This is a genomic window from Arthrobacter sp. 49Tsu3.1M3 (assembly GCF_900168135.1).
Lineage (GTDB): Bacteria > Actinomycetota > Actinomycetes > Actinomycetales > Micrococcaceae > Arthrobacter.
This window is the reverse complement of the sequence record NZ_FUZD01000007.1, coordinates 167110-194004: the sequence shown is the minus strand read 5'-3', so window position 1 is coordinate 194004 and position 26895 is coordinate 167110. Positions and strand designations below refer to the sequence as shown.

The following is a 26895-nucleotide window of genomic DNA, read 5'->3' as shown; positions in this document are numbered from 1 at the left end:
GGTGCCGGTGCGGTTCAATCAATGTCCCGCAAGGGCAACTGCTACGACAACGCGGTGATCGAGAACTTCTTCGGTCACCTCAAGGAAGAGCTCTTCCACCATGTCCGGTTCATCAGCACCGACGCACTGGCAGCGGCACTGCACGAATACATCCGCTGGTACAACACCGAACGGATCTCAACAAAGCTTGAGGGCCTGAGCCCGCTGCAATACCGTGCCCAGGCCCTCGCAGCCTAGGCTCTTACCAACCAGTCCAACTTTCGGGGACCAGTTCACGCCGGGCAGTGGACATGATGGCGCTATGTCCAGTGGTGGGCGCAGGGGGAGGGCATGTCCGGTGGTGCGGGACCGCCGCGGGGGCCTTCCGGGGCTACGACACCGGGCGGGCACCCACCGTGGCGTCTTCAGCGCCAGGCTCGGCGTCAACCGGGGAGTTGTCCCCGGCAGGAGCCTCGGCGGCACCTGCTGCGGGAACAGCGGCCTTGGCACCGTTCCTGCGGTAGCGGAAGACCCCGATCCCCACGACGACGGCGGCGAGAGCCAGCGAGAGCAGCAGCGATTCCCGGGTGGATTCCAGGATCACCATGCCGATCAGCAGGGCCACGATGCTTACGATCGACACCCAGGTCAGGTACGGGAAGAGCCACATTTTCAGCTGGAGGTCCTTGGCGGCGGCGCCCATGCGGCGGCGCAGGATCAGCTGGGAGGTCGCGATGACGAGCCACACGAAGAGCGCGATGGCACCGGAGGTGTTGACCAGGAACAGGAAGACCGTGTCCGGGGCGACGTAGTTCAGTCCGACGGTGACGAAGCCGACCACGGTGGAGGCCAGTACAGCGGCAGCGGGCACGCCGCGCTTGGAAATCCGCATCCACGACTTGGGGGCGTCGCCGCGGCGGGACAGCGAGAACAGCATGCGGCTGGCGGTGTAGAGCCCGGAGTTCAGGCAGGAGAGCACCGAGGTCAGCACCACAATGTCCATGATGGTTCCGGCGCCGGGGATGCCGAACAGCTCAATGACCGCGACGTAGGGGCTCTTGGCGACGGAAGCGGAGTTCCACGGCAGCAGGGTGACCACAATGGCGATGGAGCCGATGTAGAACACGAGGATGCGCCAGACGGTGGACTTCACGGCCTTCTTGACGGCATCGACCGGGTTCTCGGATTCGCCGGCGGCGATGGTGGCAATTTCCGCGCCGAAGAACGAGAACACCACCACGAGGATGCCGGCCAGGACGGCGCCGGGGCCGTTGGGCATGAACCCGCCGTTGCCGATCAGGTTGTCCAGGCCGGGCGCCGGGACGCCGGGGATGAGGCCCAGGATCGCGGCGACGCCGAAGAGCAGGAAGAGCACGATTGCCGCGACCTTGATGGAGGCGAACCAGAACTCGAACTCGCCGTAGGACTTGACGGACCCGAGGTTGGTCAGCGTCAGCAGCACCATCAGGGCAAGCGCCCACACCCACTGGTCAATGCCGGGGACCCAGCGGTGCATGATCGCTGCCCCCGCCGTGGCCTCGATGCCGAGGACAATGATCCAGAACCATGCGTAGAGCCAGCCGATGCTGAACCCGGCCCAGCGGCCCAGGGCCTTGTCCGCGTAGGTCGAGAATGAGCCGGTTTCCGGGTTGGCCGCGGCCATCTCGCCCAGCATCCGCATGACGAGGATGACGACGAGTCCCGCCGCGGCATAGGCAACCAGGATGCCGGGGCCGGCCTGCTGGATCGCCGCACCCGAACCGACAAACAGTCCGGCGCCGATCACGCCGGCGATGGCAATCATGGACAGATGCCTGGGTTTCAGGGATTTTGAAAGCTGCTGGTCAGCGGGCATGGAAGCGCCGTCCTTCGTGGGGGGTTCAGGCCCGCTCTTGCCGGCACGGAATCAAATCCGTGCTGTGCGGCGGACCACAATGTCGTTTCACACTAGACCGCGCGGCGGACCGTCCGTCTTGTGCAGTCCCACAAATGACGGCGGCCCAGACCGGTCCATCACCCAACGCGAGGGCCTGAAAGACAACCAAAGTTGCCTCATGGGCAATTCGGCAATGTGCCTGAAACCACTGCTTCAGGTACTATCCGCCGGTAGCCCGCCTTGCGGCGGCGGGCCGCGGCCGTCAGTAGTCCGCGTTGCTTGGCACCACAAGGCCGGTCTCATACGCGTACACCACGGCCTGGACGCGGTCGCGGAGGTGGAGCTTGGTCAGGATCCGGCGCACATGCGTCTTGACGGTGGCCTCGGACAGGAAATACCTGTGCGCGATTTCGGCATTGGACAGACCCTCGGCCATCGCCCCGAGCATCTCGTTTTCGCGGGGTGTCAGGTCCTCCAGCAACGGATCCCGCGCCGGGCGTGCGGGGCTGCCGGCCTGCTGACCGCCGTCGTCCGCCCCGGCGCGCTGGCCGCCGGCGCCGCCTGTTCCTGCAGGATCCATGCCGCCGGCACCGCGGACATAGGTCTCCAGCAGCCGCTGCGTAACACGGGGCGCCACCACGGCGTCGCCGCTGGCCACCACCCGCACGGCGCTGACCAGTTCTGCCGGCGCCACGTCCTTGAGCAGGAACGCAGAGGCCCCTGCCCGCAGTGCTGAAAAAGCGTATTCATCGAGGTCAAAGGTGGTCAGGATGATGATTTTGGCGTCGGAGCCCGAGGCGGCGATCGCCCGGGTTGCCTCGATTCCGTCCAGCACCGGCATCCGCACATCCATCAGGACGACGTCGGGCGCGAGCTCCCGGACGTGGCGGACCGCTTCGGCGCCGTTGGATGCCTCGCCCACGATGCACAAATCGTCTTCACCCTCCAGGATGAGGCGGAAGCCCATCCGAAGCAGCGGCTGGTCATCCACCAGCAGGACGCGTACCGGCGTGTTGTCGGACATTGTTCCCCCTTGATTCCGTGGCATTCTCGCCGTTGCAGTTCAGTTCCGCGTGCACGCGCCAGCCGTGGTCACCGGCGCGCCCGGCGTACACGGTGCCAGCGTAGATCCTGGCCCGCTCCCGCATCCCGGCGATTCCATGCCCGGTGCCGAAGGAGTCCAGCGCGTCAGGCTTCGCCTGCGCGCCGGTCCCGGGAGCGCCCGGGTCAACGGTGCCCCTGCCGTCGTCGAGCACCTCGATGGTGACGCGGGAGCCGTTCCGGACAATGCTGACGTCCACCCGGCTCAAGGCGCGGCCGTAGCGCAGCACGTTGGTCAGCGACTCCTGCACAATTCTGTAGACCGTCAGCTGGAACGCCGCATCGTCGGGCAGGGACGGGCCGGTGTGCGTGTAGTGCAGCGGCAGTCCCGCGGTGCGGAAGCCCTCGAGCAGTTTGGCCAGGCTGCCCCCGGCCACCAGCGGCTCGCGCGGGGCCCGTCCGGTGGCGGCGTCCTCGCGCAGCACGCCAAGGACGCGCCGCATGTCGGCCAGCGCGGTGCGTCCGGTCCGGGAGAGTTCGGCCAGGACGCCGGCGGCGCGCTCGGGATCCTTCTTGACCACGACGGCGGCGCCGTCCGACAGGCTGATCATGACCGTCAGCGAGTGCGCCACGACGTCGTGCATTTCGCGCGCGATCCGGTTCCGTTCCGTGACCGAGCCCAGCTGCTGGGCGCGGGCGGCCCAGGCCGCGATCTCGTGCTCGTGCTCGCGCCGCTGCCGCACCGAGATCCCGATCCCCGTGGCGATCACATTCGAGAGCGCGATGCCGATGCCCGCCGCGATGCCCGTCAGCAGCTGGAAATTCTCCGGCGTGCGGACCGCCATGTCCGGGAGCCGGCCGTCGAGCGGGCCGACGGCCAGCAGGAAGTACAGGAGCAGCAGCGGGGCGGTGGTCAGGGCCAGGGCGGTGAGGGCGAACCGCCGGGTGCGGACGACGGCGACGGCGTACAGCGAGAACCAGAGCCCGGCGGAGACATTGGACCCCCAGGGATGCAGGCAGGTGACCGCCAGTTCCAGGGCCCCCACAACCGCCGCCACCCGCACCGGATACGCCCGCCGGAAGAGCAGGACGGGCGCGGCCGCGGCGAGCAACACGGCCACCGGCCAGTCGCCGTGGATGACCGATTCGACCGCCGTGGGCGTGACCAGGACCAGGTAGCAGAGCACCACCAGAACGTCCATGACGCGCGGATTGGCCAGCAGGTAGCGCCGGAGCCGGCCGCGGCGGCGGGCCGTGAGTTCGGCGAGGGACGCGTCGGCCGGTCCGGCCGGCGCGTCCCTGAGAGGTACCGCATCGATCATGCTCTGAGCCTAGACTCTGGGGCCCGTGGCGCCGGCCTAGACGTCCCGCCTCTTGAGTAGGACGGCGGCCAGGAGCACCGGGATGACCACCCAGGCGCCCAGCACCAGGCCGGCCTGCCAGGCCTCGAGGGTTTTCGGGATGTGCTCCACCGCGGTCAGCGGATCCACGGTGTTGCCGGGCAGGTACTTGCGGGCCTCCACGAAGAAGTCGCCCGGAATGAGCTGGAACGCGATGGGTGCCACGAAGAACAGGCCCACCAGGCTCATGATGCCGCCCGCCGAGTTGCGGATCAGCGTGCCCAGCGCCATCCCGATGGCCGCGACCGCTGCCACGTAAATGCTGTTGACAAGGAGCAGCTTGACCGACTGCGAGCTGCCCAGATCCAGGCCGAGGCCGTAGTTGTCCAGGATTGGCACGGATACGAACCCGGCGGCCAGGGTGGATGCGGCGGTGACGACGAAGGAGGTCACCACCACCACGACGAGCTTGGCCGCGAACGCGGGGATGCGTTTGGGCACCGCCGCGAACGTGGACCGGGCCATGCCCGTGGTGAATTCGGAGCTCATCAGCAGCACGCCGAGGGAGCCCAGGATCAGCTGGGCGAACGCGATGCCGGAGGTGGGCACGCTAACGGCGATGTCGCCGCCCTGGGCCGCGAGCCTGGCGCCGACCTCCGGGTCCCGGGCCGCGGCCTCGGAGAACTGGCCCGTCCCCCAGGCCGAAAGCGCCCCGAACCCCACCATGACCACCACTGTGGAGCCGAGCAGGATCAGCGTGGAGAGCAAGGTGCGGAACTTGATGAATTCGGAGTTGAGGACCCGCGGGAAGCTGGGGCCGGGGCCGGAACTGCTGCCGTTTCCGGACCGCTGTGCGTCGGCGCCGCGGCGCGAGGGCGTGGATTCAACGGTGGTGGAGCTCATGGCTTAGTTGCCTCCGGCTTCGACGGGAACGGCGCCCGTGGTGATCAGCGAGTGGTATTCGACCTCATCCTTGGTCAGTTCCATGTAGGCCTCCTCGAGGCTGGCCTGCAGCGGGGTGAGTTCGTAGATCATGACGAGGTTATCCAGCGCCGCAGTGGCGATCTGCCGCGGGTCCAGGCCTGTGACTTCGAGGAGTTCGCGCTCCTGGACCTCCACCGAGACCCCGGTCCCGGCCAGCAGCTGCATGAGCCGGTCCGGCTGGTCGGTACGGACCCGCGTGCGGCCCTGGCCCTTGCCGGTGATGATCTCCTGGATCGGGGCATCCGCAATGATCCTCCCGCGGCCGATCACGATCAGGTGGTCCGCCGTGACTGCCATCTCGCTCATGAGGTGGCTGGAGAGGAAGACCGTGCGGCCCTCGGAGGCCAGGTACTTCACGAGGTTGCGGACCCACACCACACCCTCCGGGTCAAGGCCGTTGACGGGCTCGTCCAGGATGACGGTCTGCGGGTCGCCCAGGAGGGCGGCGGCAATGCCCAGCCGCTGGCCCATGCCGAGCGAAAAGCCGCCGACCTTCTTCCTGGCCACCTCGGCCAGTCCGGTCATCTCAATGACTTCGTGGACCCGCTTCTTCGGGATGCTGTGGGTCGCCGCCATGGCCAGGAGGTGGTTGTAGGCGGAGCGGCTCGTGTGGACGGCCTTTGCATCGAGCAGCGCGCCGACGTCGCGCAGCGGGGCGGCGTGCCCGGTAAGCGGGGACCCGTTGACGGTCACTGAGCCCGACGTCGGGCGGTCCAGCCCCATGATCATGCGCATGGTGGTGGATTTTCCGGCCCCGTTCGGACCCAGGAAGCCGGTGACCCTGCCGGCTTCGACGGTGAAGTTGACGCCGGCGACGGCGGTCTTGTCGCCGTAAACCTTGGTCAGGCCTCGTGCTTCGATCATGGAAGCGTTCCTTTGCGTAGCGGGAGATGATCCGGGGCACCGCAGTCACGGGCCCGTCTGCACACCACGCTACCGAGGCAAGCTGCGTTTATCGCCGGTCTCAGGGATGATTCAGGGGCGAATCAGGGTAGTCCGGGAGGATGACAGGGGTTCAGACGAGGGGGTTCAGACGAGGGGGTTCAGACGACGGGGTTCAGCTAAGGGGCGAGTAGTAGGTCAGCGCGCCGGGGCGGACCGTGAATTCCACGCGCCGTACGCCGGGCATGACCTCTCCGTCGACGGCGAGGACCATGGGCCCGTTCCCGGGTTCCACCGTGATCCGGTCCGTTTCGCTCAGATGGGTGATCCCGGACGTGGCCACGGTGCCCGTGAGCACGGCCCAGAGCAGCCGCAACCGGGCGAACGGCTCATCGGCAGTGATCATCCGCAGGTCCAGGACACCGTCCGCGAGTACCGGGCGCACCAGCGGCGCGTGGTCGCGGGGGTAGTAGCGGCCGCGGCCGATGTACAGGATCCACAGCCGGTGCCGCTCCCCGTTGACGATCAGCGTGGTGGGGGTGCCGGCCGCGAAGGTCCGGAACATGGCCACCACTCCGGCCAGGGGTTTGCCCAGTGCCGGCTGGAGCTGCTCCCGCCGGCGGACCAGGTTCGGGTAGAGGCCGATGCTGGCCGTGTTGAGCATGAGCAGCTCGAGCTGCTCCGGGCTGTCGGGGAGCCCGCGCTCGACACTCACGTGGCCGACGTCGGCCACGGCGGCCTCGCCGCGCGACGCCGCCTGCACGGCATCCGCCAGGGTGGGGGTCCCGGCGTCGCGGGCGAAATGGTTCAGCGTTCCGCCGGGGAGCACCAGCAGCGGGAGGGAACGTTCGACGGCGGCGGTCGCCGCCGCGCCCACGGTCCCGTCGCCGCCCCAGACGCCCAGGGCCGCAATGCCCGGCCGGGTCGCGACCTGAGAGATGCCCGCATCGACGGACTCACCCGGCCCGATTTCCTTTATATACGCTTTGGGGAATACATTTTGCAGGGCGTCGACGGTTTCGTCAGCATAGGACCCGCCGAGGGTGTTGACGGCGATGCCGAGCCCCTGGCCGTCCGGGAGCTCCGCGGCCCGGGCAGCGCCGCGGCGGGTTTCCGGGAACGGCGGCCGGACGGGCCACCACTTCCGCGTCACCATGGCCGCGCCGGCGCCGATCGCGGAACCGAACAGCACATCCGAGGGCCAGTGGGCCCCGGTGTGGACCCGGGAGTAGGCCACCCCCGCCGCGACAGGGGCCAGTGCCGCCCCGAGTGCCGGGCGGACCATGCCGACTCCGAGTGCGAAGGCAACCGCGGAGGCCGAGTGGCCCGACGGCATCGACGAACTCGTCGGCTGCGGGTTCACGAAGCGGAAGACCGGAAGGTGTTCGGGCAGGGGGCGGGTCCGGGGCAGGAGGGTCTTGAACACGAGGTTCGTGACCGCCGAGGCCGCGCCCTGCGCGATGAGTCCGTGCACCGCTGCCCGGCGCGTCTTGCCGGGCACCAGGGCCATGGCTCCGGCAACGCCGAACCAAAGTTTGCCCTTGTTCGCGGCGGCGGACAGACGGCGGAAGAAGTCGTCATGGCCTCCTCCCGGCAGATTGGAGACGGCGCGCACCAGTTTGCGGTCGAATTTTGACAGGCGGCCGGGGGCCTTCCTCAGCATGGTTCGCATTGGACCACCATACTGCTACCTCGCGGGCAGCGGCTTCGCGGCTCCGGCGAGGACCAGGGCCACCACAATCGGAATCCCGATCGCCAGCAGGGCGGTCCTGACACCGGTGACATCGCCCAGGTACCCCAACAGGGGCGGCCCGGCGAGGAAGGCAATGTAGCCCAGCGTGGACACCACGGACACCCGGGCGGCTGCCTTCTTGGGGTCATCCGCGGCGGCGGACATCCCGATCGGGAACGCGAGTGCTGCCCCCACGCCCCAGAGCACGGCACCGGCGGCGGCCAGCCAGATGTTGCCGGCGAACACGAAGAGGCAGAGGCCCGCAGTTGCCGCCGCCATGCTGGCCCGCAGCACCGCAACACGGCCGTAGACGTCGATCGCACGGCCACCAAAGAAGCGCATGGCGGTCATGGCCAGCACGAACGCGGCGAACAGGAGCGCCCCCGTGGACTGTTCGGCGCCCAGGCCGTCAACCGCGGCCTTGGCAATCCAGTCGTTGCCGGCGCCTTCGGTCAGGGTGGCGCCGAGGACGACGACGCCGATCAGCAGTGTGCGCCCGTCCTGCCAGGCCGAACCGGCGTTGCCGCGGTCCGCGTCCCCCGCGGCGGGTGCCTCGGCAGGCAGATGGGGCAGGAAATACCGGGGGGCCACGGTGGTCAGGACGGCAACGACGGCGGCTATGACCAGCAGGTGCTCCGGGAGCCCAATCCCCAGGGTGGATAATCCGGCGCCGATCAGGGCGCCGACGAACGCACCGCCGCTGAACGCCGCGTGGAACTGCGGCATGATGGTGCGCCCGAGCCGGTGTTCGACGTCGGCACCTTCGATGTTCTGCGAAACGTCCCACAACCCGACGCCTATCCCGAAGAAGAACAGGGCGATGGCAGTCCCCGGGATGGAGGCCGCCATCAGTGAGAGCGCGACGCCGACACCGGCCGCCGCGGCCACGAGTCCGGCGCTGCGGACGGTGTTGGCGGTGCCGATCCGGCCGACGACGAACCCGGCCGTCGGCAGGGCGATCAGAGAACCGACCGCGACGCACAGCAGCAGGGTTCCCATCTGGCCCGCGGTGATGTGCAGGATCTCGGTCACGGCCGGGATGCGGGCCGCCCAGCTGGCGAAGACTAATCCGTTGATCCCGAAGACAAGGAAAGTCGCCCCGGTGGCAGCCTTGAGTTGCGGGACGGTTGCGGTACTGGTCATACGATCACTGCTTCCACCGAGTGCTGCGCGAGTTGGTCAAGTTCTTCAGGGCCGAGCTGCCGGTCCGTCACGATGGCATCCACGACGTCCAGGGATGCGACGAGGGCGACGGCGCTGGCGTTCCATTTGGTGCCGGCACAGGCGACGATCACCCGGGCGGCGGATTCGAGGCCGGCGCGTTTGACGGCGGCATCGTCGAGGTCGTGGGCCAACAGGCCGTCCTTGAGGTTCAGGGCGCACGGCGTGACGACGGCGGTGTCGAAGCGCAGCGAGCGGATGTTGGATTCCGTCATCGGCCCGCGGAAGGAAAGCTCGCCGGGAACGAGGCTGCCGCCGGGCATCAGGAGCTCGGGGCGGCGCCCGGCCGGACCGTCGTCCGCGGACAGCGCGGTGACGGCCCGCAGCGACATCGGCATGATCGTCATCTCACGCTGGCGCAACTGGCGGGCGATCTCGGTGGCGGTGGTGCCGCTGTCCAGCCAGACGTGTCCCCGGTCCGCGAGCATGGCCGCCACCCCTGCGGCGATCCGCATCTTGGCGGTGTGGTCCTCAAGTTCGCGTTGCCCGTAGTGCGGGTTTTCGCCGCCGAAAACCAGGCTCCTGGCTCCGCCGTGGACCCGCCGCAACACGCCGTGCAGGGCCAGGACGTCGAGGTCACGGCGGACGGTGGCGCCGGAGGCACCGCAGGCGGCCATCAGCTCGTCCACCGTCACATGCTCCCGGTCGCGCAGCAGTACGCCGATCAGGCGGTGCCGCTCATCAGTGTTCATGCTCAAATGCTAGCGCTTTATGATCATTTAATCATTTGTTGCGCACACTAAGAAGCAACGCGAGGTCACTTAGCGCCCATAACCGCCCCCGGCATGGGCCGTACCTGACCCCGCATTGCTTCGTGAACTCCGTCGTGCGGCTTAGCGGGCGCGCTCGACGCGCTTTTCGTCCCAGACCGGTTCGGCGGACTCGTACACCCTGCCGTCGGAGCCGAAAACCAGGAAGCGGTCGAAGGTTCGGGCAAACCAGCGGTCGTGGGTGACCGCCAGGACGGTGCCCTCGAAGTGGTCGATCGCCCGTTCCAGGGCCTCGGCCGAGTGCAGGTCCAGGTTGTCCGTGGGCTCGTCAAGCAGCAGCAGCGTGGCGCCCGAGAGCTGCAGCAGCAGGATCTGGAACCGCGCCTGCTGGCCGCCGGAGAGGGACTCGTACTTCTGCTCGGACTGCGCCGCCAGCCCGTAGCCGTCCAGGGCCCCGGCGGCGGCTTCGCGGCCCATGCCCGAGCGGTGCTCGTCGCCCCGGTGCAGGATTTCGAGCAGGGTCTTGCCCAGCAGGTCGGGCCGGACGTGGGTCTGGGCGAAGAAGCCGGGCCGGATCCGGGCACCGAGTTTCACGGTGCCCTCGTGCGGCACCTCGGCGATCTCGACGTCGGACACCGGCAGGTGCTCCCGCTCGGGATCCGTGCCGCCGGTGGCGAGCAGGCGCAGGAAGTGGCTCTTGCCCGAACCGTTGGAGCCAAGGACGCCCACCCGGTCCCCGAACCAGATTTCGGTGGAGAACGGCTTCATCAGGCCGGTCAGTTCCAGCTTCTCGGCCACGACGGCGCGTTTGGCGGTGCGCCCGCCCTTGAGCCGCATCTGCACGTTCTGCTCGATCGGCAGGGCCTCGGGCGGCCCGGCCTCGAGGAACTTCGCGAGCCGGGTCTGCGCCGCGTGATAGCGGTTGGCCATGTCGGAGCGGAACGCGGCCTTGTTCTTGTACATGTTGACGAGTTCCTTGAGCTTGACGTGCTCCTCGTCCCAGCGCTTGCGCAGTTCCTCGAAGCGCGCGTTCCGGTCGGCCCGGGCATCCACGTAGGACCCGAAGCCGCCGCCGTGGATCCAGGCGCCGGCGCCGTTGATGCCCGGTTCCAGGGTGACGATGCGGCCGGCGGCGTTGTTGAGCAGTTCGCGGTCGTGGCTGATGAAGAACACGGTCTTCTTCGAGTCGTTCAGTTTGGCCTCGAGCCAGCGCTTGCCCGGAACATCGAGGTAGTTGTCCGGCTCGTCGAGGAGCAGCAGTTCGTCGGGGCCGGCGAAGAGGGCCTCGAGGACCAGCCGCTTCTGCTCGCCGCCGGAGAGGCTCGACGCCGGGCGGTGCTGTGCCCGGTCGAAGGGCAGGCCGAGGGCGGCCATGCAGACCTCGTCCCAGACGGTTTCGACGTCATAGCCGCCGGCATCCCCCCAGTCCACGATCGCCTGGGCGTAGGCCATCTGGGTGGGCTCGTCGTCATGCTCCAGCATGGCCAGCTCTGCATCGTCGACGGCACGCGCGGCGGCGGCCAGGGCAGGCGGGGCGGCGGAGACCAGCAGGTCGCGGACCGAGGAATCGTCCCGGACCTGGCCCACGAACTGGCGCATGATGCCCATGTTGCCGGACCGGCCGATCACGCCTTCGTCCGGGACGAGGTCGCCGGAAATGATCCGGAACAGCGTGGTCTTGCCGGTCCCGTTGGGCCCGATCAGCGCTGTCTTGGTGCCGTCCGGGACCTTGAAGGTCACCCCGTTGAGCAGCTGGGTGCCGTCGGAGAGGAAGTAGTCGATGCCGGATACGTCAATATGAGCCACGCGTTCAATCTTCCCACGGCCGGAAAGCGTCCGCTCAGCCGGCCCGGGTCAGGAACTCCTTGAGCAGCGGACCGGAGGTGGTGGCCCCGAGTCCGCCGTCCTCGACGAACACGGCGACGGCGAGGTCACCGTGCACGGCCACGATCCAGGCGTGGGTCTTGGGCGGGGTGTCGTTGCCGAACTCGGCCGTTCCGGTCTTGGCCCCGACGGGCTCGCCCGGGACGGAGGCCAGGAACCCGGCATGACCGCTGGTGACGACGGCCCGCATCATGTCAGCCAGCGCCGCGGCTTCCGCTGCAGTTACCGGCTTTTCGACGGCCGTGGCCGGTGCGGGGGCCGGCGGCGTCGCGTCACCCGAGGCCGGGGCCGACGGCGACGTGCCGGCTGTCTCCGTTCCTGTGGGGGCGGCGCCCTGGGCATCCGGGGGACTGGTGCCATCGTTCGGATTCAACACCAGCTGGGCGGCCACCGGGGCTCCCTTGGCCACCGAACCGGCCATGACGGCGGCGGCCAGGGGGGACAGGAGCACTTTGCCCTGGCCGATCATGGAGGCGGCATGTTCGGTTCCTTCGGCATCCCCGGGGACGGAGCCGAGGAATGCGGCCGCGCCGAGCGCGGGTGCTTCAACTGCCACGCCCAGCGAGGTCGCGGCGGATTCGAGCTGTGCCTGGGTGACGCTGTCCCGGGCGTTGATGAACGCTGTGTTGCAGGAGTGCGCAAAGGCGTCGCGCAGCGTCACGGACCCCAGCGACGACTCAGGGTATCCCTCGGCGTTCTTGAAGGTGCGGCCGTCCACCGTGAGGGTGGGCGGGCAGTCCACTTTGGAGTCGGGCGTCATGCCGTTGCGGAACATGGCCAGGGAATCGACCATCTTGAAGATCGATCCCGGGGCATACTGTCCCAGCATCGCGGTGTCGTAGCCGTTGCTGCCCGGCCCGGAGGCGGCCGCCAGGACGGCGCCGCTGGAGGGCCGGAGTGCCACTATGGCCGACGCCGGGCCGACCTTGCCGAGGACGTCTTCCGCGAGCTGCTGCAGCTTAGGGTCCAGGGTGGTTTTCAGCGGGGTGCCTTCCTTTATCGCAGTCTGGAAAAGTACGCGACGTCCCTCATTGGGCAGAGCCTGTTTCTCTGCGGCGGTGAGGCCTGCTTTCTCGGCGACGACCTGAATGCCGTCGCTGCCGCGAAGCTGCGCGTCGTATTGCTGTTGCAGGCCACCGGTTCCCGTGGTGTCCCCGGCTTTGAGTGCCCCGTTCGATTTTTCGATCTGTTCTGCGTTCGCCTCCGCTGCAGTGCCCAGCAGGGCGCGGGCGAAGGTCCGGTTTGGTGCCAGCGGAAGGGAGTCCCGGATGGCGCGGGCGCCGGGAATCCCGCCGATCTGGGCGTCGGTGATGGTCCGTCCTTCTTCACGCAAAGTGATGGCGGCAACGAACGCCTCGGGGCCGGCGGCCGCGACCTGCTGGCCGTACGCCGCGGGGTCGACCCCCACCAGTTGGGCAAGCTTGGTGGCGGAGTCGGCGGCGTCTGCGCCGCCGAGCGCGGGCTTGTCGATGCCAACATTGACCACGGGCCGGTACGTGACCAGCGGGACCCCGCCGGCGCCCAGGATGTCGGCGCGGGACGGCGAATGGGTTGCCGAGCTGACGAGCTCGCCTTCGTCCAGTTCGGGGACCAGGGTGGCCGGGTTCCAGACCGTCAGCCACTTGTCGCCGGACTTCTTGAACTCGGCGAAGGTGGTGTACTTCCACTCTTCGGAGCCGATCTTCCAGCGGTAGTTGAGCGGGACCGTGGCCTTATCGGACTCCAGCGTCAGTTGGCCGCTGTCCACTGCAGGCCGGGCCGGGTCAAGCCCTTTGAATATTTCCTTGAGCTGGTCGTTGGCGGCACCGGAGTCCTTGCCCTCAAAGGCGACGGATCCGACGTCGAGCGCTGACACCGCGGAGGCGAGCTGTTTGGCAGCGCTTTCGGCGCCCTCACGGCCGTCGCCGCAGGCGACCAGCGAGCCGCCAAGAACAAGGCCCACAAGGGCCAGTGCAAGTTTTGATGAGTTCCCCATGGCGCCCATTATGCCCCGGGCCACCGACAACTCTGTTGTCATACAGCGCCGCCGCAGGACACCGTCAAAGGACACGGTCACGTACCACCGGAGCTGCCGCCGGCTTCAACTCCGCCGCCGGGACGCCTAGGGCCGCCGGATGATCCTGCGCTGCGCTGCCACGGCGATCGCGGCCGTGCGGTTGTCCACGCCGAGTTTGCCGTAGATGTGCACCAGGTGCGTCTTGACCGTGGCCTCGGAAATGAACAGCTGCTTCGCGATCGCCCGGTTTCCCATCCCGGTGGCCAGCAATCCGAGCAGCTGGACCTCGCGGGCGGACAGGGCAGGCTCCGGATTCCTGATCCGGCCCATCAGCCGGGCCGCGACCTCGGGGGCCAGTGCGGTGCCGCCGGCCGCGGCAGAGAGCACCGCCTGGCGGATCTGCTCCGGCGGGGCATCCTTGAGCATGTAGCCGCTGGCGCCTGCCTGGACGGCGGCGAGGATGTCGGCGTCGGAGTCATAGGTGGTCAGGATGAGCACCGGCGGCGCCGGCTCGCCGGCCTCTCCTGCCTTGATCCGGCCGGTGGCGGTGACGCCGTCCATGCCCGCGCCCATCTGCAGGTCCATGAGCACGACGTCCGCGGGCTCGCCCAGGGTGTGGAGCCTGGCCAGCCCGGCCAGCGCGGCGGCGCCGTCGGCGGCCTCGGCCACCACTGTGATGCCCTGCAGATCACCCAGCATCGCCCGCAGACCGGCCCGGACCACGGGGTGGTCGTCCACCAGGAACACCCGGATGTTGTTCATTTCCGGTCCCTGCGCGCGGGCGCCGGCACGGCGTTGGAACCGGGCGCTTGGCCCAGTGGCAGCCGGATGGCCACCACGGTTCCCTCACCGGGGGCAGACTCGATGTCCAGCTGCCCGTGGAGGGCGGCAACGCGGTCCCGCAGCGATGTCAGCCCGTAGCCGGATCCGTCCGGACGCGCCGGTAAGGCCGAGGGGTCGAAGCCGGTGCCGTCGTCGTAGATGTCCATGGCCACGTCCGGGCCCAGGAAGGACAGGGTGACGACGGCGGTGTCCGCCTGCGCATGGGCCCGCACGTTGGCCAGGCTCGCCTGCGCGGCGCGGAGCAGGACCGTCTGGTGGGCGCCCGGCAGTTCCACCGGTACACCTTCGACGTCGAGGCGGCACCGCAGCCCGGCACCCCGCGCCGCGGTCTCCGCTTCGGTCGTTTCGCACAGCCGGAGAAGTCCGGCCACGAGGGAGCCGTCCTCAAGATCGGGGGACTGCAGGGCCCGGACGAAGTTGCGGGCCTCTGCCAGGTTGGCGGCGGCCGTGTCCCGGACAATGCGGAGCCTGTCCCGTGCCACGGCGGGTTCGCCGTCGTCCAGGGCCTTCTCGGCCGCGCGTCCCATCAGCACGATGCTGGACAGGCCCTGGGCCAGGGTGTCGTGGATTTCGCGGGCCAGCCGGGTGCGCTCGGCCAGGGTTCCGGCATTGTGCTGGGTCCGGGCGAGTTCGGCTCGGGTGCGGCGGAGCTCCTCGGCCGCCAGCCGCTGGTTTTCCGCCTCCAGGAACAGCGCCCGGTAGGCCAGCCCCGTGACCACAGCGAAGGCCGCGCCAAATGCTGGCCCGAGCACCATGGGCAGCTCCGGCGCCAGGCTGGCCGGCGCTGCACCGGCCTGCCCCGAGGCTGCGATACCGCCGTTGTGGAACCAGAGCGCCCCAATGACGAACAACGTGCTCAGGGCGATTGCCGGCAGCGCCAGCCCCCGCCGGAGCACGTGCAACTGCAGGAAGAACAGCGGGAAGGCCAGCCAGACGAAGTCGGCACTGGCCCAGACCAGCAGCAGCCAGAGGAGGCAGACGCCGCCCAGCCACCAGGCCGAGTAGGGCCGCGGATCGAACCGGGTCCGGCGGGCGGCGTGCCGCTTCTCCAGCACGGTGCCCAGGAGGTAGAAGGCGGCGAGCAGCACGGCCAGCAGCAGGGTGATCCACTCCTGGCCCGTGATGCCGCCGGCCAGGAGCCGGAGCAGCGCCACCAGGAGCAGCACCGCAAAGCCGACGTGCAGGCTCACGCGAAGGACGCGCAGAATGACGGCCGCCCCGGTGGGCTCCGTGCCCGGCGCCGGCGCGCCGGCCGTCACAGCGCGGGCCTGGGGTGCGCCGGCGTGGGGTGCGCCCTCGGGTCCTGTGCCGTTGTGGACCGGGTTGCCGGCGTCGCCCTCCATGCTTCCAGCGTAGTGCCGGCGCGGCGTGTCTCCTGCGGAAACCGGCCCGCCCCCGGCGGAATCAACCTTTTGGTTGATCGCAGGGCCGTCCGCACGGTGCCTGTGGTCCAACCGGGCGGCCGATGCCCCGGAGCCCGGCGGAGGGAAGGCTGGAAGCAACGCCACAAACGCCTCAAAGGGGTCACCATGTATCTCGCTATCCGCGATATCCGCTTTGCCAAGGGACGGTTCGCCCTGATGGGGGCGGTCGTCGCCCTCATCACCCTCCTGCTCGTCATGCTTTCCGGACTGACGGCCGGCCTCGGGAACCAGTCGACGTCGGCCCTCGCCGCCCTCCCGGCCGACCAGCTGGTCTTCGGCGCCCCGGCCGGGAGCGCACCCAAGGCCTCGTTTACCGAATCCGAAGTCACACGCGCCCAACAGGGCCTGTGGTCGGCGCGCGACGGCGTCGCCCGCGCCGACGCCGTCGGCATCAGCCAGAGCCGTTTCCAGGCACTCGGCGCCGGAGGCGTACCGGCACGCACGGCAAGCGTTGCCGTCTTCGGCACCGAGCCCGGCGCAGGCCTGGCTCCCGCACCGCTGGCCGAGGGAACCATCGCCGTCGGAGCCGGACTGGCGGAGGACCTGGAGCTCAGCATCGGCAGCCACGCCTCGGTGGGCGGCGCCGACCTCGTCGTGACGGCCGTCGTGCCGGAGCAGTGGTATTCCCACACCGGCGTCGTGTGGACCACACTGGCCGACTGGCAGAAGCTGGCACACATCCAAGACGCGGACGCCGCGACGGTACTGGCCGTATCATTCGACTCCACGGCCGGAACAGGGGTGGATCTCGGTGCCGCCAACACCGCCGCGGGAACCGTCAGCACCACGATCGACGGATCCTTCCAGGCCCTCGGCTCCTACAAAAGCGAGAACGGCTCGCTGCTGCTCATGCAGGCCTTCCTCTACGGCATCTCAGCGCTCGTGATTGTTGCCTTCCTGACGGTCTGGACGGTCCAGCGCACCCGGGACATCGCCGTTCTGAAGGCACTGGGCGGGTCCGCCCGCTACATCCTCCGGGACGCCATGGCGCAGGCTGCCCTGGTCCTGCTGGCCGGTGCAGCGGCCGGCGGGCTGGCCGGCGTGGCCGGCGGGCTCTTTGCGGCGCAGGCGGCGCCGTTCCTCATCACGCCCTGGACAACGCTGCTGCCCATCGCCGGGATCGTGCTCCTGGGCCTGGCCGGCGCAGCCCTCGCGGTCCGCAGCGTCGCCCGCGTCGATCCGCTCATCGCCCTCGGCGGTAACTGAGCAGCCCCGCGCCTGCCCATATATTCCCAGAAAGGCATATCTCGTGAACTCACCCCTGAACAACACCGCCCTGAACCTCGTCAACGTCACCCTGGAGTATCCGGACGGAGACGGCACCCTCAAGGCCCTGGACACCGTGAGCCTCAAGGTGCGCGCAGGCGAATTCGTGTCCCTGATCGGCCCCTCGGGGTCCGGCAAGTCGTCCCTGCTGGCCGTCGCCGCCACCCTGGTCCGGCCCACCGCCGGCCTGGTGGTGGTCGACGGCGAGGACGCCGGCGGATTGCCCGACTCCGGCCGCACCGCACTGCGGCGGGACAAGATCGGCATCATTTTCCAGCAGCCCAACCTCCTGCCCTCCCTCACCGCGGTGGAGCAGCTCGTGATCACCCAGCGCCTGCGCGGCGGGACGGCCCGGGCTGCCGGGGAACGCGCCGCGGCCCTGTTGGACCTTGTCGGTCTCGGGCACGCCCTGGCGAAGCGGCCGCACCAGCTCTCCGGCGGCCAGCGCCAGCGCGTCAACATTGCCCGGGCACTCATGGGCAACCCTGCCGTGCTGCTGGTGGACGAGCCGACGGCAGCCCTTGATCACCAGCGCAGCGAAGCGATCATCCGGCTGCTGCGGCAGGTCACCGACGAGTTCGGCGTGGCAACCGTCATGGTCACCCACGACACCGATTTCGTGCCGCTCACCGACGCCGTCGCGAGCATGCGCGACGGGCGGCTGTCCGGCCGGGCGGCGACGGCGGCCGCTGCGGCGCCGCGTCGGGGCTAGGGACTAGGGACTAGCAGGCTAGGGGACCCGGTATCCGAGGTCCGGGACGCCGAGCCCGAACATGTCCTTGAGGGCATGCCGGGCGGCGTGGAAGCCGGGCATCCCGGTGACGCCGGGACCCGGCGGGGTGGACGACGAGCACAAGTACACCCCCGGCAGCGGCGTCCGCCAGGGAACCGGGCTCAGCACCGGCCGCCGCAGCATGCCCCAAAGGTCCATGCGGCCTGCGCCGAAGTCCCCCCCGACGAAGTTCTCGTCGTACGCCGCCAGCCCGGCGGCTGTGGTCACCTTGAACTGCACCACCACATCCCGGAACCCGGGCGCGAAGCGCTCCAGTTGCGCCATGACCGCATCGCTCATGTCCACGGTGGAACCGGCCGGAACGTGGCAATAGGTCCACAGGATGTGCCGGCCGGCCGGCGCGCGGCCGGCATCAAAACGCGTGGGCTGGGATACCAGCACGTAGGGCCGGTCCGGATGCCGGCCCGAGGCGACCAGGCGCTCCGCCTCGGCGGTTTCCGCCCTGGTGCCGCCCACGTGCACCGTCCCGGCATCGGCGAGTCCGTCCGCCGCCCACGGCACCGGTCCGGAGAGGATGAAATCGACCTTGCAGGAAGCGTTCCCGAAGCGGAAGGACGCCAGGGCGCTCCTATAGCGCGGCGGGAGCTGGCCCTCCGCCAGGTGCAGCAGCGCGGGGGGCGCCACATCCAGCAAGGTGGCCCGGGCCGGCGGCAGCTCCGCGAGCGATGTGATCCGCCTGGCGGTCTCGACCACCCCGCCATGGGCCTCGATGTCAGCGGTCAGCGCCCGGGCAATCGCGGCCGATCCGCCGCGCGGAACCGGCCAGCCGCCGGCATGGCCCAGGGCGCCCAGCATCAGCCCGGCGCCGGCGGCGGTGATCGAGGGCAGCGGCGCCACGGCATGCGCGGCGACGCCGCTCAGCAGTGCGGGAGCCAGGTCCTGGCTAAACCTCGCATTCCACAGCGGCGAGCCTTGTTCGAGCGCCCGGATGCCGAACGCGGCGGCGGCCAGGGGGTTTGCCGGAATCCGCAGCAGCTGGTTCAGGGTCAGGTCTGCGACGCCCTCCACCCGCCGCACGAGGGGCTCCATGAGCTGGCGGTAGGCGGCGCCGTCCGGCCCCAGTTCCGCAACGGTGCGGTCCAGGGAACGGTAGGCCAGCGCCGCGCGGCCGCCGTCGAGCGGGGATCCATACGAGAGCTCGGGCACCTCCAGCGGCACGCGCCTGGACAGCTCGAACCGGCGGAAAAAGGGTGAGGCCAGAACCATGGGGTGCACGGCCGAACAGACATCGTGGAAGTGGCCCGGTTCCATCAATTCGGCGGTGCGCAGCCCGCCGCCGGGCGTGGCGGCCGCCTCGAACACGCGGACTTTGAGTCCGGCCCGCGCCATGGTCACCGCCGCGGCCAGCCCGTTGGGGCCGGAACCGACGACGGCGACGTCAGTCATGCGCTGTGGCCTTCCGCCACGGCACTCTTCCGCCACGGCACCAGGGACGCCGCGGGCCGGCGCAGATCTATCCGAAGCCAGTCCGGGGCACCGTCGAAGGGCCCGCCATGCGGATCATCGATGCGGTGGCGGCGGATCACGTCGCACGACGGATCCCAGATGTCCCAGGCGACCCGCGCCATCAGGTACGCGGTGGCGAGCATGTGGGCAACCACGGCCAGGACGTAGTAGGGCATGTCGATGTTGTGCTGGGTCGAGCCGCCGCTGGTTGCCTGCCCGAGGTACATCCAGATGGCGCCCCAGTGCAGCGCCTCGATGGCCTGCCAGATGACAAAGTCACGCCAGCGGGGCCGTGCGAGGGCGATCAGGGGGATCAGCCACAACACGAACTGGGGGGAGTACACCTTGTTGGTCAGGATGAACGCGGCCACGATCAGGAACGCCAGCTGCGCGATTCTCGGCCGGCGGGGTGCTGTCAGCGCCAGGACCGCAATCAGGATGCAGGCCAGGAGGAACAGGTCCAGTGCCAGGGAGTTGATGGCCGCGGCCTCAAGCGGATTCCAGCCCAGCCGGGCGGCCACCAGGTTGTAGGCGAACCAGGGCGAGCTGTAGCCCGCCGGCCGCTCCTGTGTGAACTGGTAGAAGTACTTCCAGCCGTCCGGATTTGCCGCGGCTACGGGGACGTTGATCGCCAGCCAGGCCGCGGTTGCGGCACCGGCCGTGATCAGGAGGGCCCGGATGCGCCCGCTCCGGAGCGCCAGCAGCAGGACGGCGCCGAGGATCAACAGCGGGTAGAGCTTGGTGGCCGTGCCCAGGCCGATGAAGATCCCGGCGAGCACGAGCTTGTTCCGCGCAAAGAAGTACATGCCAAGAGCCAGCATGCACACGGCCCACATGTCCCAGTTAATGACGCCCGCCAGGACAATGCCGGGGGCGAGGGCAACCATCGCCGCGTCCCAGGGCCGGCGGCGGTTCGTCCGGGCCGTGGCCAGCACGGTGACGATCCAGACGGCGGCGATCAGGGTGGCGTTGACGTCGAAGTAGCCAAGGACGCGGGGATCGTCGGTGCCGGCGCCGGGCACCAGAAGTGCGGTGGCACCCGCGATCAACCCCATCAGCACGGGGTACTCGAAGAGGCTTCCCGGGGTAATGAAGGGGAAGGCGCCACCGCCGAGGCCGCGGTTGCGGAACAGCTCCGGAAAGTCCGAGTAGCACGTGGCGTAGAACTGCCCGGGTGTTTCCCAGCCGTTGGTGCGGCAGAAGTTCTTGAGCAGAATCCCGGCCAGGGCGGCGAGGACAGTGAGGACCACCAGAACGCGTTCCACCGTAAAGAATCCCGGCGAAACGATCCCGGGCGCCGAGCGGTGGCCCAAAGGACCGCCTACCAGTTCCGTGAAGTTTCGGAGAAAAGGGTCGCTGCGGCTTGGGATGACCAATCGGACCCGTTTGCGCTCCGGCGGCTTTGTCTCCTGCATGCCCTTGAGCTTACCGGGGGACATTGACCCATGCCGCGCCGCGGTCTTCGCTGGCACGTCGTATCGGAGGCCGCCACAGCGGCGGACCATGAAGGGACGCTTAAAAGGGGGAGCCCGTGCGGCGACGCACGGGCTCCCTGGGATCGGTTCGAATGTCAGTCATCAGGTCCTCCTTCGCTGCGGACAGTTCTGCCGGTAACGGGCGTCGCCACCACGGAAATAGTCCATGCGCCCGGGGCGGAAGTGTCCGGTAGTCAGCAGATCACGGCTTCAGCGAATCAGGCCGGCCTGATGCATTACGAGGAAGGCGTCGTCGCGCCTTTGATCCAGGAGCTGGCCGTTGAAGCGCGCCGGTTCCCTGCGTGCGAGCTTCCGGAACAGGACCGTATAGAGCTTGCTCATCATGGTTTTTACCTCCCTTCGGTGACTTGATCGGTGCACCCTGGTGGCGGGTGGGGCCGTGCGGCGGGCTGGGGCGGTGGTTGCGGTAGTCACAGGGACCTTTCGTTGGTGGGGGATGCGGCCGGCCGGGACAAACAGACGCAGCAGGAATGGCCGGATGAAACGGGAGGGAGCATTTTTGGGCGCGACAAATAGAGCCGTAGATGCAAGGAATTCGAAACCGGTTCCGGGCGTGGCAATTAGCCCGGAAATTCCCGGCCTTAATTAGGCTGGAATTCCGGATAGGAAATAGTTATTCGATGGAGAATGGCCCCTGGACGCGGTAGCGCCGAAACCCCAACAAGAAGCTGGGTTCCGAACTATGGGGAGGCTGCGCAACCGCGTGGTTCCGCCTGTTCAGGCTGCTGTGACTGGGCTTTCCATTGGGGAAGCCAGTTGCCGCCGGCCCCGGGTTTCATTACCTGGGACGGGAAAGCGGTCAGGAAACAGTCAGTCCGACATTTGGGCGCGGCTCAGCGAACGAGGCCGGGTTGGCGGTGGTGGAATACATCCATCCGCTAGTCAAAGTAATCATCATTTTCCCAACCTCCTTTTCTGTTCTGCCGTGGCTCCGGCTGACTGGCCGGGCGACGCGCGCCGTGACCCCGGCAAGTCGCCGTGGGGTCAGAAATAAAAATACACTACGAATGCGGCAGTTGCCTACCGAATTCATAAACTTTTTTCGACTTTGTTTCAAAAACCGGTTTTAGAGTCCCCAGCGCACGATTGCCGGCGTCTTCTTATCCCATCCCAGTGTGCAGACTTTGGCGGTCCCCAACACGAAATGCCGGCCCTCGCGGGGGTCCAATCCGAGCCACCGGGCGGTCAGGATGCGGGAGAAATGTCCATGCGCGACGATCAGCACATTGTCCAGGCCCGATTCGAGCACCCGGGCCACGATCTTGTCCGCGCGGGCGGCGACGTCGTCGAGCGCCTCACCGTTGGGCACGCCGTGCGTCCAGATCAGGTATTCGGGGTTGTCCTTGCGGATGAGGTCCGAGCTGATGCCCTCATAGTCGCCGTAGTCCCATTCCACCGCCAGCGGCTCCAGCTGGGCGTCGGGGTAGCCGGCGAGTTCGGCGGTCCGGCGGGCGCGGCGCAGGGGTGAGGTCAGTACGAGGTCGAAGTCGACAGTCTCCAGCACTCTGCGCGCCTCCACGGCCTGCTGCTCACCTTCCACCGTGAGGGGCATGTCCGTGAGACCGGTGTATTGCCCGCTCTTGGACCACTCTGTTTCACCGTGCCGCAGGATCCACAATTGGGGGCGGGGGCCGTTGGATGGTGCAATCACTTAGGACTCCTCAGTGGTGGAAGGTTCGGCGCCGGCGGGCGCCGCCTCGGGCTGTGCCGCCCACCAGTCCCGTAGGCGGGATTCGGCGACGGCGGGATCGAGCGGGCCGTGCTCCATGCGTTCTTCCAGCAGGAATTTGTAGGCGCGGCCCACCACGGGACCGGGCTTGAGACCAAGCAGCGCCATAATCTGGCCACCGTCCAGGTCCGGGCGGACGGCGTCGAGGGATTCCTGCTCCCGCAGCGCCGCAATCCTGTCCTCGAGGTCGTCGTAGGCGAAGGACAGCCGGTCCGCCTTGCGCTGGTTCCGGGTGGTGACGTCTGAGCGGGTGAGGCGGTGCAGGCGCTCCAGGAGGGGCCCGGCGTCGGTGATGTAGCGGCGGACCGCGGAATCGCTCCAGCCGGCCTCACCGTATCCGTAGAAGCGCATGTGCAGCTCCACCAGCCTGGCCACGGCCTTGATGGTGTCGTTGTCGAAGCGCAGCGCCTTCATGCGCTTGGCGGTCAGCTTGGCGCCCACCATGTCGTGGTGGCGGAAGCTCACTGCGCCGCCCGGTTCAAAGCGGCGCGTCGCCGGCTTGCCGACGTCGTGCATGAGGGCGGCGAACCGCAACACAAAGTCCGGGCCGGGAACCGGGCCGTCCGCCTGCGACTCCAGCGCCGCTGCCTGTTCCAGGACCTGCAGCGAGTGCTGGTAGACGTCCTTGTGGCGGTGGTGTTCATCGGATTCCAGGCGCAGCGCCGAGACTTCCGGCAGGACCAGGTCCGCGAGGCCGGTATCGACCAGCAGGTCCACGCCGGCCCGCGGCTGCACGGCGCAGATGAGCTTGATCAGTTCATCGCGCACGCGTTCGGCCGAGATGATGCTGATCCGCTCCGCCATCCGGATCATGGCCTCGCGGACGTCGGCGTGCAGCGACACCCCCAGCTGGGCCGCGAACCTCGCGGCGCGCATCATGCGCAGGGGGTCGTCGGAGAAGGACGTTTCCGGAGGGCCGGGCGTGTTGAGGATCGACGCGTGCAGGTCGCGGACGCCGCCGAACGGATCGACGAGCTCCAGCATGGGCAGCCGCAGGGCCATGGCGTTGATCGTGAAGTCCCGCCGCAACAGGTCATCCGTCAGGGATGTTCCGAAGGCCACTATCGGCTTGCGGGACTCCGGATCGTAGGCGTCGGCCCGGTAGGTGGTGATTTCGATCTGGAAGTCGTCCTTGCGCATCCCGATGGTGCCGAAGGCGCGCCCGATCTCCCAGTAGTTGTCCGCCCATTTCTTGATCAGGGCAACCGTCTGGTCCGGGGTGGCGTCAGTGGTGAAGTCCAGATCGGGCGAGACCCGGCCAAGAAAAAGGTCACGGACGGGCCCGCCCACGAGGGACAGCTCGTGGCCGGCGTCGACGAAGCGCTGCCCGAGCTCCAGAACCACCGGATCCACCTGGAAAGAAACGGTGTGGGAGTCAGTCTTGTGATGTGCGTGCGCCATAGTTACTTAAGCTTGTCAGAAAACCGCGTCAGCACCACACCGGAACCCCCAAGGATCCGGCGGGTTCGTCACGATTGCGCACGAACCGGCGCGGGCCGACTTTCCCGGCCGTCTACTTTCCGGCCATGTTTAGGTCATCAACAGCGGGCAAGAGTCGTTAGAGTGGACCTCATGGCCCATCCCGTACCGAGCGCTCCCGGCAGGAGGACAAACGCACCGTTGCCGTCGGCAATCGGTGCCAACGTCGCGCCTGTCCAGCACACGGGCCAGGCCTCCCTGCCCACCGTGGAGGAAATCTCCGCCGGCGGCGTCGTGGTGGACATGTCCGACGCCGACCTGCGGGTAGCGATCATCGCGCGCCTTAACCGCGGCGGACGTCTCGAGTGGTGCCTGCCGAAGGGCCACCCGGAAGGCAAGGAAAGCAACGAGGAAGCCGCGGTCCGCGAGATCGCCGAGGAAACCGGGATCGAAGGCAAGATCCTGGCACCCCTGGGAAGCATCGACTACTGGTTCACCGTGAGCGGGCACCGCGTCCACAAGACCGTGCATCACTACCTGTTGCGGGCCACCGGCGGGGAACTCACCATCGAAAATGATCCGGACAAGGAAGCCGTGGACGTCGCGTGGGTTCCGATCCAGGAGCTGGCGCGCAAGCTGTCCTTCCCCAATGAACGCCGCATCGCGGATCTGGCCAAGGAAGTCCTGCCGGAAGACCGTTGAAGGCCGTCGGTGCGGCCGGTCACGTCGACGGATAGCGACTAATGCCCCGCGCGGGTGAGACGATGAAGACGATGTCATCAGCCAAACCCGCCCCCGTACCCTCCGGCCCCGCCGATTCCAAGGCTGCCCAATCCGGAGAAGCCCGTTCCAGCGCCGTCATGGCCGCCGGAACCCTCGTTTCGCGTTTCCTGGGCTTCGCCAAGACCTGGATGCTGGCCGCCGCCCTGGGCCTGGGCTCGACGGTCAACGACACTTTCATCAACGCCAACAACCTTCCTAACCTGATCTTCCTGCTGGTGGCCGGCGGGGTGTTCAATGCTGTTCTGGTGCCGCAGATCATTAAGGCCAGCAAGGCGCCGGACAAGGGCGCGGACTACATCAGCCGGCTGCTGACGCTGGCGGTGCTGGTGCTGCTCGTGCTCACGCTGCTGGTCACGCTGCTGGCGCCGTCAGTCATTCAACTGACCACCCAGGGCTACTCGCCGCAGCAGAAGGCCCTCGCGGTGTCCTTCGCGTTCTGGTGCCTTCCGCAGATCTTCTTCTACGGCCTGTACGCCCTGCTGACCCAGGTCCTCAACGCCCACGGCGCCTTTGGACCCGCGATGTGGGCGCCGATCATCAACAATGTCGTGGCGATCGCCGGGCTGGGCATGTTCATCGGCATCATGGGGGCCAACGCCACCAATCCGCACACGATCGACAACTGGGGCCCGTTCCAGACCATCCTTGTCGCCGGGTTCTCCACCATCGGCGTCGTCACCCAGACCGCCGTGCTGCTCATTCCGGTGTTCAGGCTCCGGCTGGGGCTGCGGCCGCGCTTCGGCTGGCGGGGGGTCGGCCTGGGCCATGCCGCGAAGCTGAGCGTCTGGACCCTGGCGACGGCTGCCGTCGGGCAGTTCGCCTTCCTTTACGTCATGCGCATCGCGACGATCCCGGGCGCGGAACGGCTCCGCCTTCAGCAGGCGGGGGACACTGCCGCGGCCGGCAATATTCCGGGCAACGCGGTGCTGGAGGTGGCCAGTCAGCTGTACCTGCTGCCGCACTCCATCATTGCCCTGTCCCTGGCCACCGTGCTGTTCAACCGGATGACCCGGGCGTCCCAGGACGGAGACCGGGCCGCCCTGCGAAACGCGCTCTCCCACGGGCTGCGGACCATGGCCGTGGCAACCGTCTTCGGCGCGCTGGCGCTCTTCGCGCTGGCCGGACCGCTGGGCATGTTCTTCTCGGGCGGGCAGCGCCAGGACGGCGTCATGCTGGCCCAAACCCTTACGATCCTGGCCCTCAGCACCCCGTTCATGAGCGCCAACTTCATGATGTCGCGGGTGTTCTACGCCAATGAGGACGCCCGGACACCGTTCTTCATCCAGCTGGTCCTGGCGCTGGTCAACCTGGCGGCCGCGTTCGCGATCCAGTTCCTGCCGTTCGATCAGATCATCTTCGCCATCGCGATCCTCTACACGGCCGGCAATATCCTCTCCGTGATCGTCAGCGCGACCTTCCTGCGCCGGCTCCTGGGCCACCTCGACGGACCCCGCATCGCCAGCTCCTACATCCGCATGGGGTATGCGGCCCTGGGTTCCGCCCTCGCCGGAGCTGTGGCGTTGTGGCTGCTGGGCAGCTACAACCCGGACGGCTACGCCTGGAGCGACCGGACCGCCGCCCTGGTGACAATCGTCGTCGTCGGTCCCGTCATGCTCGCCGTCTATTTCCTGCTCCTGAAGCTCTTCCGGGTCACCGAGCTACAGGACCTCCTGCAGCCGCTGCTTGGGCGGCTCCGCCGCAGCACCGCCGCAGGGCCCGGCACGGGGCCGCAGGCAGGCGGCGCGGCGGAGGTCCGCAGGGCACCGGAGCGGGCCACCGTCTCGGTGGATACGGGCCTGATTCCGCGAATTTCCGGCGAGTTCGACGCCGAGTCGTTCCGTGCCGGTCCCGACATCCGGGAAGAGGATTCGTTCCCTTACGGCCGTCCCGCGGGTCCGGATGGCGGTTACCTGCCGGCAGAAGACCTCCCCAGCACCGCGCAGGGCGGCTTGGGCAAGGGCGATGTTCCCCTGCCGGGCCGCCGCACCTACCAGGGGCCGGCCGGCCACAACCCCTACTTCCCGTTTGGCGGGAAAAAGAAAAAATGATCC

General features: G+C 68.4%; 22 protein-coding genes. 5 read left to right on the top strand and 17 right to left on the bottom strand.

What is annotated here, in order from left to right; genetic code table 11:
- On the top strand, positions 1-237 hold a 237-nt coding region (locus tag B5X90_RS10820; protein WP_143264682.1), incomplete at its 5' end, for an IS3 family transposase.
- A gap of 133 nt (positions 238-370) precedes the next feature.
- Here the strand turns inward: B5X90_RS10820 and B5X90_RS10815 are convergent.
- The 12 genes from B5X90_RS10815 to B5X90_RS10760 form a co-directional block, all read right to left on the bottom strand.
- On the bottom strand, positions 371-1834 hold the full coding sequence (locus tag B5X90_RS10815) for an amino acid permease (RefSeq protein ID WP_079552815.1): 1464 nt from the start codon (positions 1832-1834) through the stop codon (positions 371-373).
- A gap of 283 nt (positions 1835-2117) precedes the next feature.
- Positions 2118-2879, bottom strand: coding sequence for a response regulator (locus tag B5X90_RS10810; protein ID WP_079552813.1), 762 nt, complete (start codon positions 2877-2879; stop codon positions 2118-2120).
- Entirely contained in the window at positions 2839-4218 is a 1380-nt protein-coding gene (locus tag B5X90_RS10805) for a sensor histidine kinase (protein WP_079552811.1), read from the bottom strand. Before B5X90_RS10805 ends, B5X90_RS10810 begins: the two co-directional genes overlap by 41 nt.
- Before the next feature lie 36 nt (positions 4219-4254).
- Positions 4255-5139: an ABC transporter gene (locus B5X90_RS10800; RefSeq protein WP_079552808.1), complete on the bottom strand. Its 885-nt coding sequence runs from the start codon at positions 5137-5139 to the stop codon at positions 4255-4257.
- A 3-nt stretch (positions 5140-5142) separates the two neighbouring features.
- Entirely contained in the window at positions 5143-6084 is a 942-nt protein-coding gene (locus B5X90_RS10795) for an ABC transporter ATP-binding protein (protein WP_079552806.1), read from the bottom strand.
- Positions 6085-6277: 193 nt separating this feature from the next.
- Positions 6278-7774 (bottom strand): bifunctional phosphatase PAP2/diacylglycerol kinase family protein, encoded by a 1497-nt coding sequence (locus B5X90_RS10790; RefSeq protein WP_079552803.1) that lies wholly within the window; start codon positions 7772-7774, stop codon positions 6278-6280.
- A 15-nt stretch (positions 7775-7789) separates the two neighbouring features.
- Positions 7790-8977: an MFS transporter gene (locus tag B5X90_RS10785; protein ID WP_079552801.1), complete on the bottom strand. Its 1188-nt coding sequence runs from the start codon at positions 8975-8977 to the stop codon at positions 7790-7792.
- Entirely contained in the window at positions 8974-9747 is a 774-nt protein-coding gene (locus B5X90_RS10780) for a DeoR/GlpR family DNA-binding transcription regulator (protein WP_079552798.1), read from the bottom strand. The genes B5X90_RS10785 and B5X90_RS10780 overlap by 4 nt, the downstream gene beginning before the upstream one ends.
- Positions 9748-9888: 141 nt before the next feature.
- Entirely contained in the window at positions 9889-11571 is a 1683-nt protein-coding gene (locus B5X90_RS10775; protein ID WP_079552796.1) for an ABC-F family ATP-binding cassette domain-containing protein, read from the bottom strand.
- A 34-nt stretch (positions 11572-11605) separates the two neighbouring features.
- Positions 11606-13624, bottom strand: coding sequence for a penicillin-binding transpeptidase domain-containing protein (locus B5X90_RS10770; protein WP_079552794.1), 2019 nt, complete (start codon positions 13622-13624; stop codon positions 11606-11608).
- Positions 13625-13750: 126 nt separating this feature from the next.
- Positions 13751-14407 carry a response regulator gene (locus B5X90_RS10765; protein ID WP_079552792.1) on the bottom strand — a complete coding sequence of 219 codons (657 nt, stop codon included), beginning with the start codon at positions 14405-14407 and terminating at the stop codon, positions 13751-13753.
- The gene (locus B5X90_RS10760) at positions 14404-15831 is read right to left on the bottom strand and encodes a sensor histidine kinase (RefSeq protein ID WP_256860176.1); all 1428 of its coding nucleotides are present in this window, start codon (positions 15829-15831) and stop codon (positions 14404-14406) included. The genes B5X90_RS10765 and B5X90_RS10760 overlap by 4 nt, the downstream gene beginning before the upstream one ends.
- A 186-nt stretch (positions 15832-16017) precedes the next feature.
- Between B5X90_RS10760 and B5X90_RS10755 the strand changes: the two genes are divergently transcribed.
- Both B5X90_RS10755 and B5X90_RS10750 read left to right on the top strand, forming a co-directional pair.
- Positions 16018-17118, top strand: coding sequence for an FtsX-like permease family protein (locus B5X90_RS10755; RefSeq protein WP_079552790.1), 1101 nt, complete (start codon positions 16018-16020; stop codon positions 17116-17118).
- Positions 17119-17161: 43 nt separating this feature from the next.
- Positions 17162-17890: an ABC transporter ATP-binding protein gene (locus tag B5X90_RS10750; protein WP_079552787.1), complete on the top strand. Its 729-nt coding sequence runs from the start codon at positions 17162-17164 to the stop codon at positions 17888-17890.
- Between the two features lie 18 nt (positions 17891-17908).
- On the opposite strand, the gene B5X90_RS10745 is transcribed toward B5X90_RS10750, so the two are convergent.
- From B5X90_RS10745 to B5X90_RS10730, 5 genes are all read right to left on the bottom strand, one after another.
- Positions 17909-19357, bottom strand: coding sequence for a phytoene desaturase family protein (locus B5X90_RS10745; protein WP_079552785.1), 1449 nt, complete (start codon positions 19355-19357; stop codon positions 17909-17911).
- Complete coding sequence (locus B5X90_RS10740) at positions 19354-20832, bottom strand: glycosyltransferase family 87 protein (protein ID WP_079552839.1); 1479 nt, start codon at positions 20830-20832, stop codon at positions 19354-19356. The genes B5X90_RS10745 and B5X90_RS10740 overlap by 4 nt, the downstream gene beginning before the upstream one ends.
- A 270-nt stretch (positions 20833-21102) precedes the next feature.
- Positions 21103-21237: a hypothetical protein gene (locus B5X90_RS21620; RefSeq protein WP_256860175.1), complete on the bottom strand. Its 135-nt coding sequence runs from the start codon at positions 21235-21237 to the stop codon at positions 21103-21105.
- Between the two features lie 742 nt (positions 21238-21979).
- Positions 21980-22564, bottom strand: a complete 585-nt coding sequence (locus tag B5X90_RS10735; protein ID WP_028277661.1) for a histidine phosphatase family protein — start codon at positions 22562-22564, stop codon at positions 21980-21982.
- Positions 22565-24043 (bottom strand): CCA tRNA nucleotidyltransferase, encoded by a 1479-nt coding sequence (locus tag B5X90_RS10730; RefSeq protein WP_079552783.1) that lies wholly within the window; start codon positions 24041-24043, stop codon positions 22565-22567.
- Positions 24044-24214: 171 nt separating this feature from the next.
- Between B5X90_RS10730 and B5X90_RS10725 the strand changes: the two genes are divergently transcribed.
- Positions 24215-24763: an NUDIX hydrolase gene (locus tag B5X90_RS10725; protein ID WP_243178145.1), complete on the top strand. Its 549-nt coding sequence runs from the start codon at positions 24215-24217 to the stop codon at positions 24761-24763.
- Positions 24764-24825: 62 nt separating this feature from the next.
- Entirely contained in the window at positions 24826-26892 is a 2067-nt protein-coding gene (gene murJ, locus B5X90_RS10720) for a murein biosynthesis integral membrane protein MurJ (RefSeq protein ID WP_079552781.1), read from the top strand.
- Positions 26893-26895: the final 3 nt, after the last annotated feature.

What these genes read in the sequence shown, in the direction of transcription:
- B5X90_RS10815 (WP_079552815.1), bottom strand. Translation starts at nt 1,834, where the DNA reads ATGCCCGCTGACCAGCAGCTTTCAAAATCCCTGAAACCCAGGCATCTG.
- B5X90_RS10810 (WP_079552813.1), bottom strand. Translation starts at nt 2,879, where the DNA reads ATGTCCGACAACACGCCGGTACGCGTCCTGCTGGTGGATGACCAGCCG.
- B5X90_RS10805 (WP_079552811.1), bottom strand. Translation starts at nt 4,218, where the DNA reads ATGATCGATGCGGTACCTCTCAGGGACGCGCCGGCCGGACCGGCCGAC.
- B5X90_RS10800 (WP_079552808.1), bottom strand. Translation starts at nt 5,139, where the DNA reads ATGAGCTCCACCACCGTTGAATCCACGCCCTCGCGCCGCGGCGCCGAC.
- B5X90_RS10795 (WP_079552806.1), bottom strand. Translation starts at nt 6,084, where the DNA reads ATGATCGAAGCACGAGGCCTGACCAAGGTTTACGGCGACAAGACCGCC.
- B5X90_RS10790 (WP_079552803.1), bottom strand. Translation starts at nt 7,774, where the DNA reads ATGCGAACCATGCTGAGGAAGGCCCCCGGCCGCCTGTCAAAATTCGAC.
- B5X90_RS10785 (WP_079552801.1), bottom strand. Translation starts at nt 8,977, where the DNA reads ATGACCAGTACCGCAACCGTCCCGCAACTCAAGGCTGCCACCGGGGCG.
- B5X90_RS10780 (WP_079552798.1), bottom strand. Translation starts at nt 9,747, where the DNA reads ATGAACACTGATGAGCGGCACCGCCTGATCGGCGTACTGCTGCGCGAC.
- B5X90_RS10770 (WP_079552794.1), bottom strand. Translation starts at nt 13,624, where the DNA reads ATGGGGAACTCATCAAAACTTGCACTGGCCCTTGTGGGCCTTGTTCTT.
- B5X90_RS10765 (WP_079552792.1), bottom strand. Translation starts at nt 14,407, where the DNA reads ATGAACAACATCCGGGTGTTCCTGGTGGACGACCACCCCGTGGTCCGG.
- B5X90_RS10760 (WP_256860176.1), bottom strand. Translation starts at nt 15,831, where the DNA reads ATGGAGGGCGACGCCGGCAACCCGGTCCACAACGGCACAGGACCCGAG.
- B5X90_RS10755 (WP_079552790.1), top strand. Translation starts at nt 16,018, where the DNA reads ATGTATCTCGCTATCCGCGATATCCGCTTTGCCAAGGGACGGTTCGCC.
- B5X90_RS10745 (WP_079552785.1), bottom strand. Translation starts at nt 19,357, where the DNA reads ATGACTGACGTCGCCGTCGTCGGTTCCGGCCCCAACGGGCTGGCCGCG.
- B5X90_RS10740 (WP_079552839.1), bottom strand. Translation starts at nt 20,832, where the DNA reads ATGCAGGAGACAAAGCCGCCGGAGCGCAAACGGGTCCGATTGGTCATC.
- B5X90_RS21620 (WP_256860175.1), bottom strand. Translation starts at nt 21,237, where the DNA reads ATGATGAGCAAGCTCTATACGGTCCTGTTCCGGAAGCTCGCACGCAGG.
- B5X90_RS10730 (WP_079552783.1), bottom strand. Translation starts at nt 24,043, where the DNA reads ATGGCGCACGCACATCACAAGACTGACTCCCACACCGTTTCTTTCCAG.
- B5X90_RS10725 (WP_243178145.1), top strand. Translation starts at nt 24,215, where the DNA reads ATGGCCCATCCCGTACCGAGCGCTCCCGGCAGGAGGACAAACGCACCG.
- murJ (WP_079552781.1), top strand. Translation starts at nt 24,826, where the DNA reads ATGAAGACGATGTCATCAGCCAAACCCGCCCCCGTACCCTCCGGCCCC.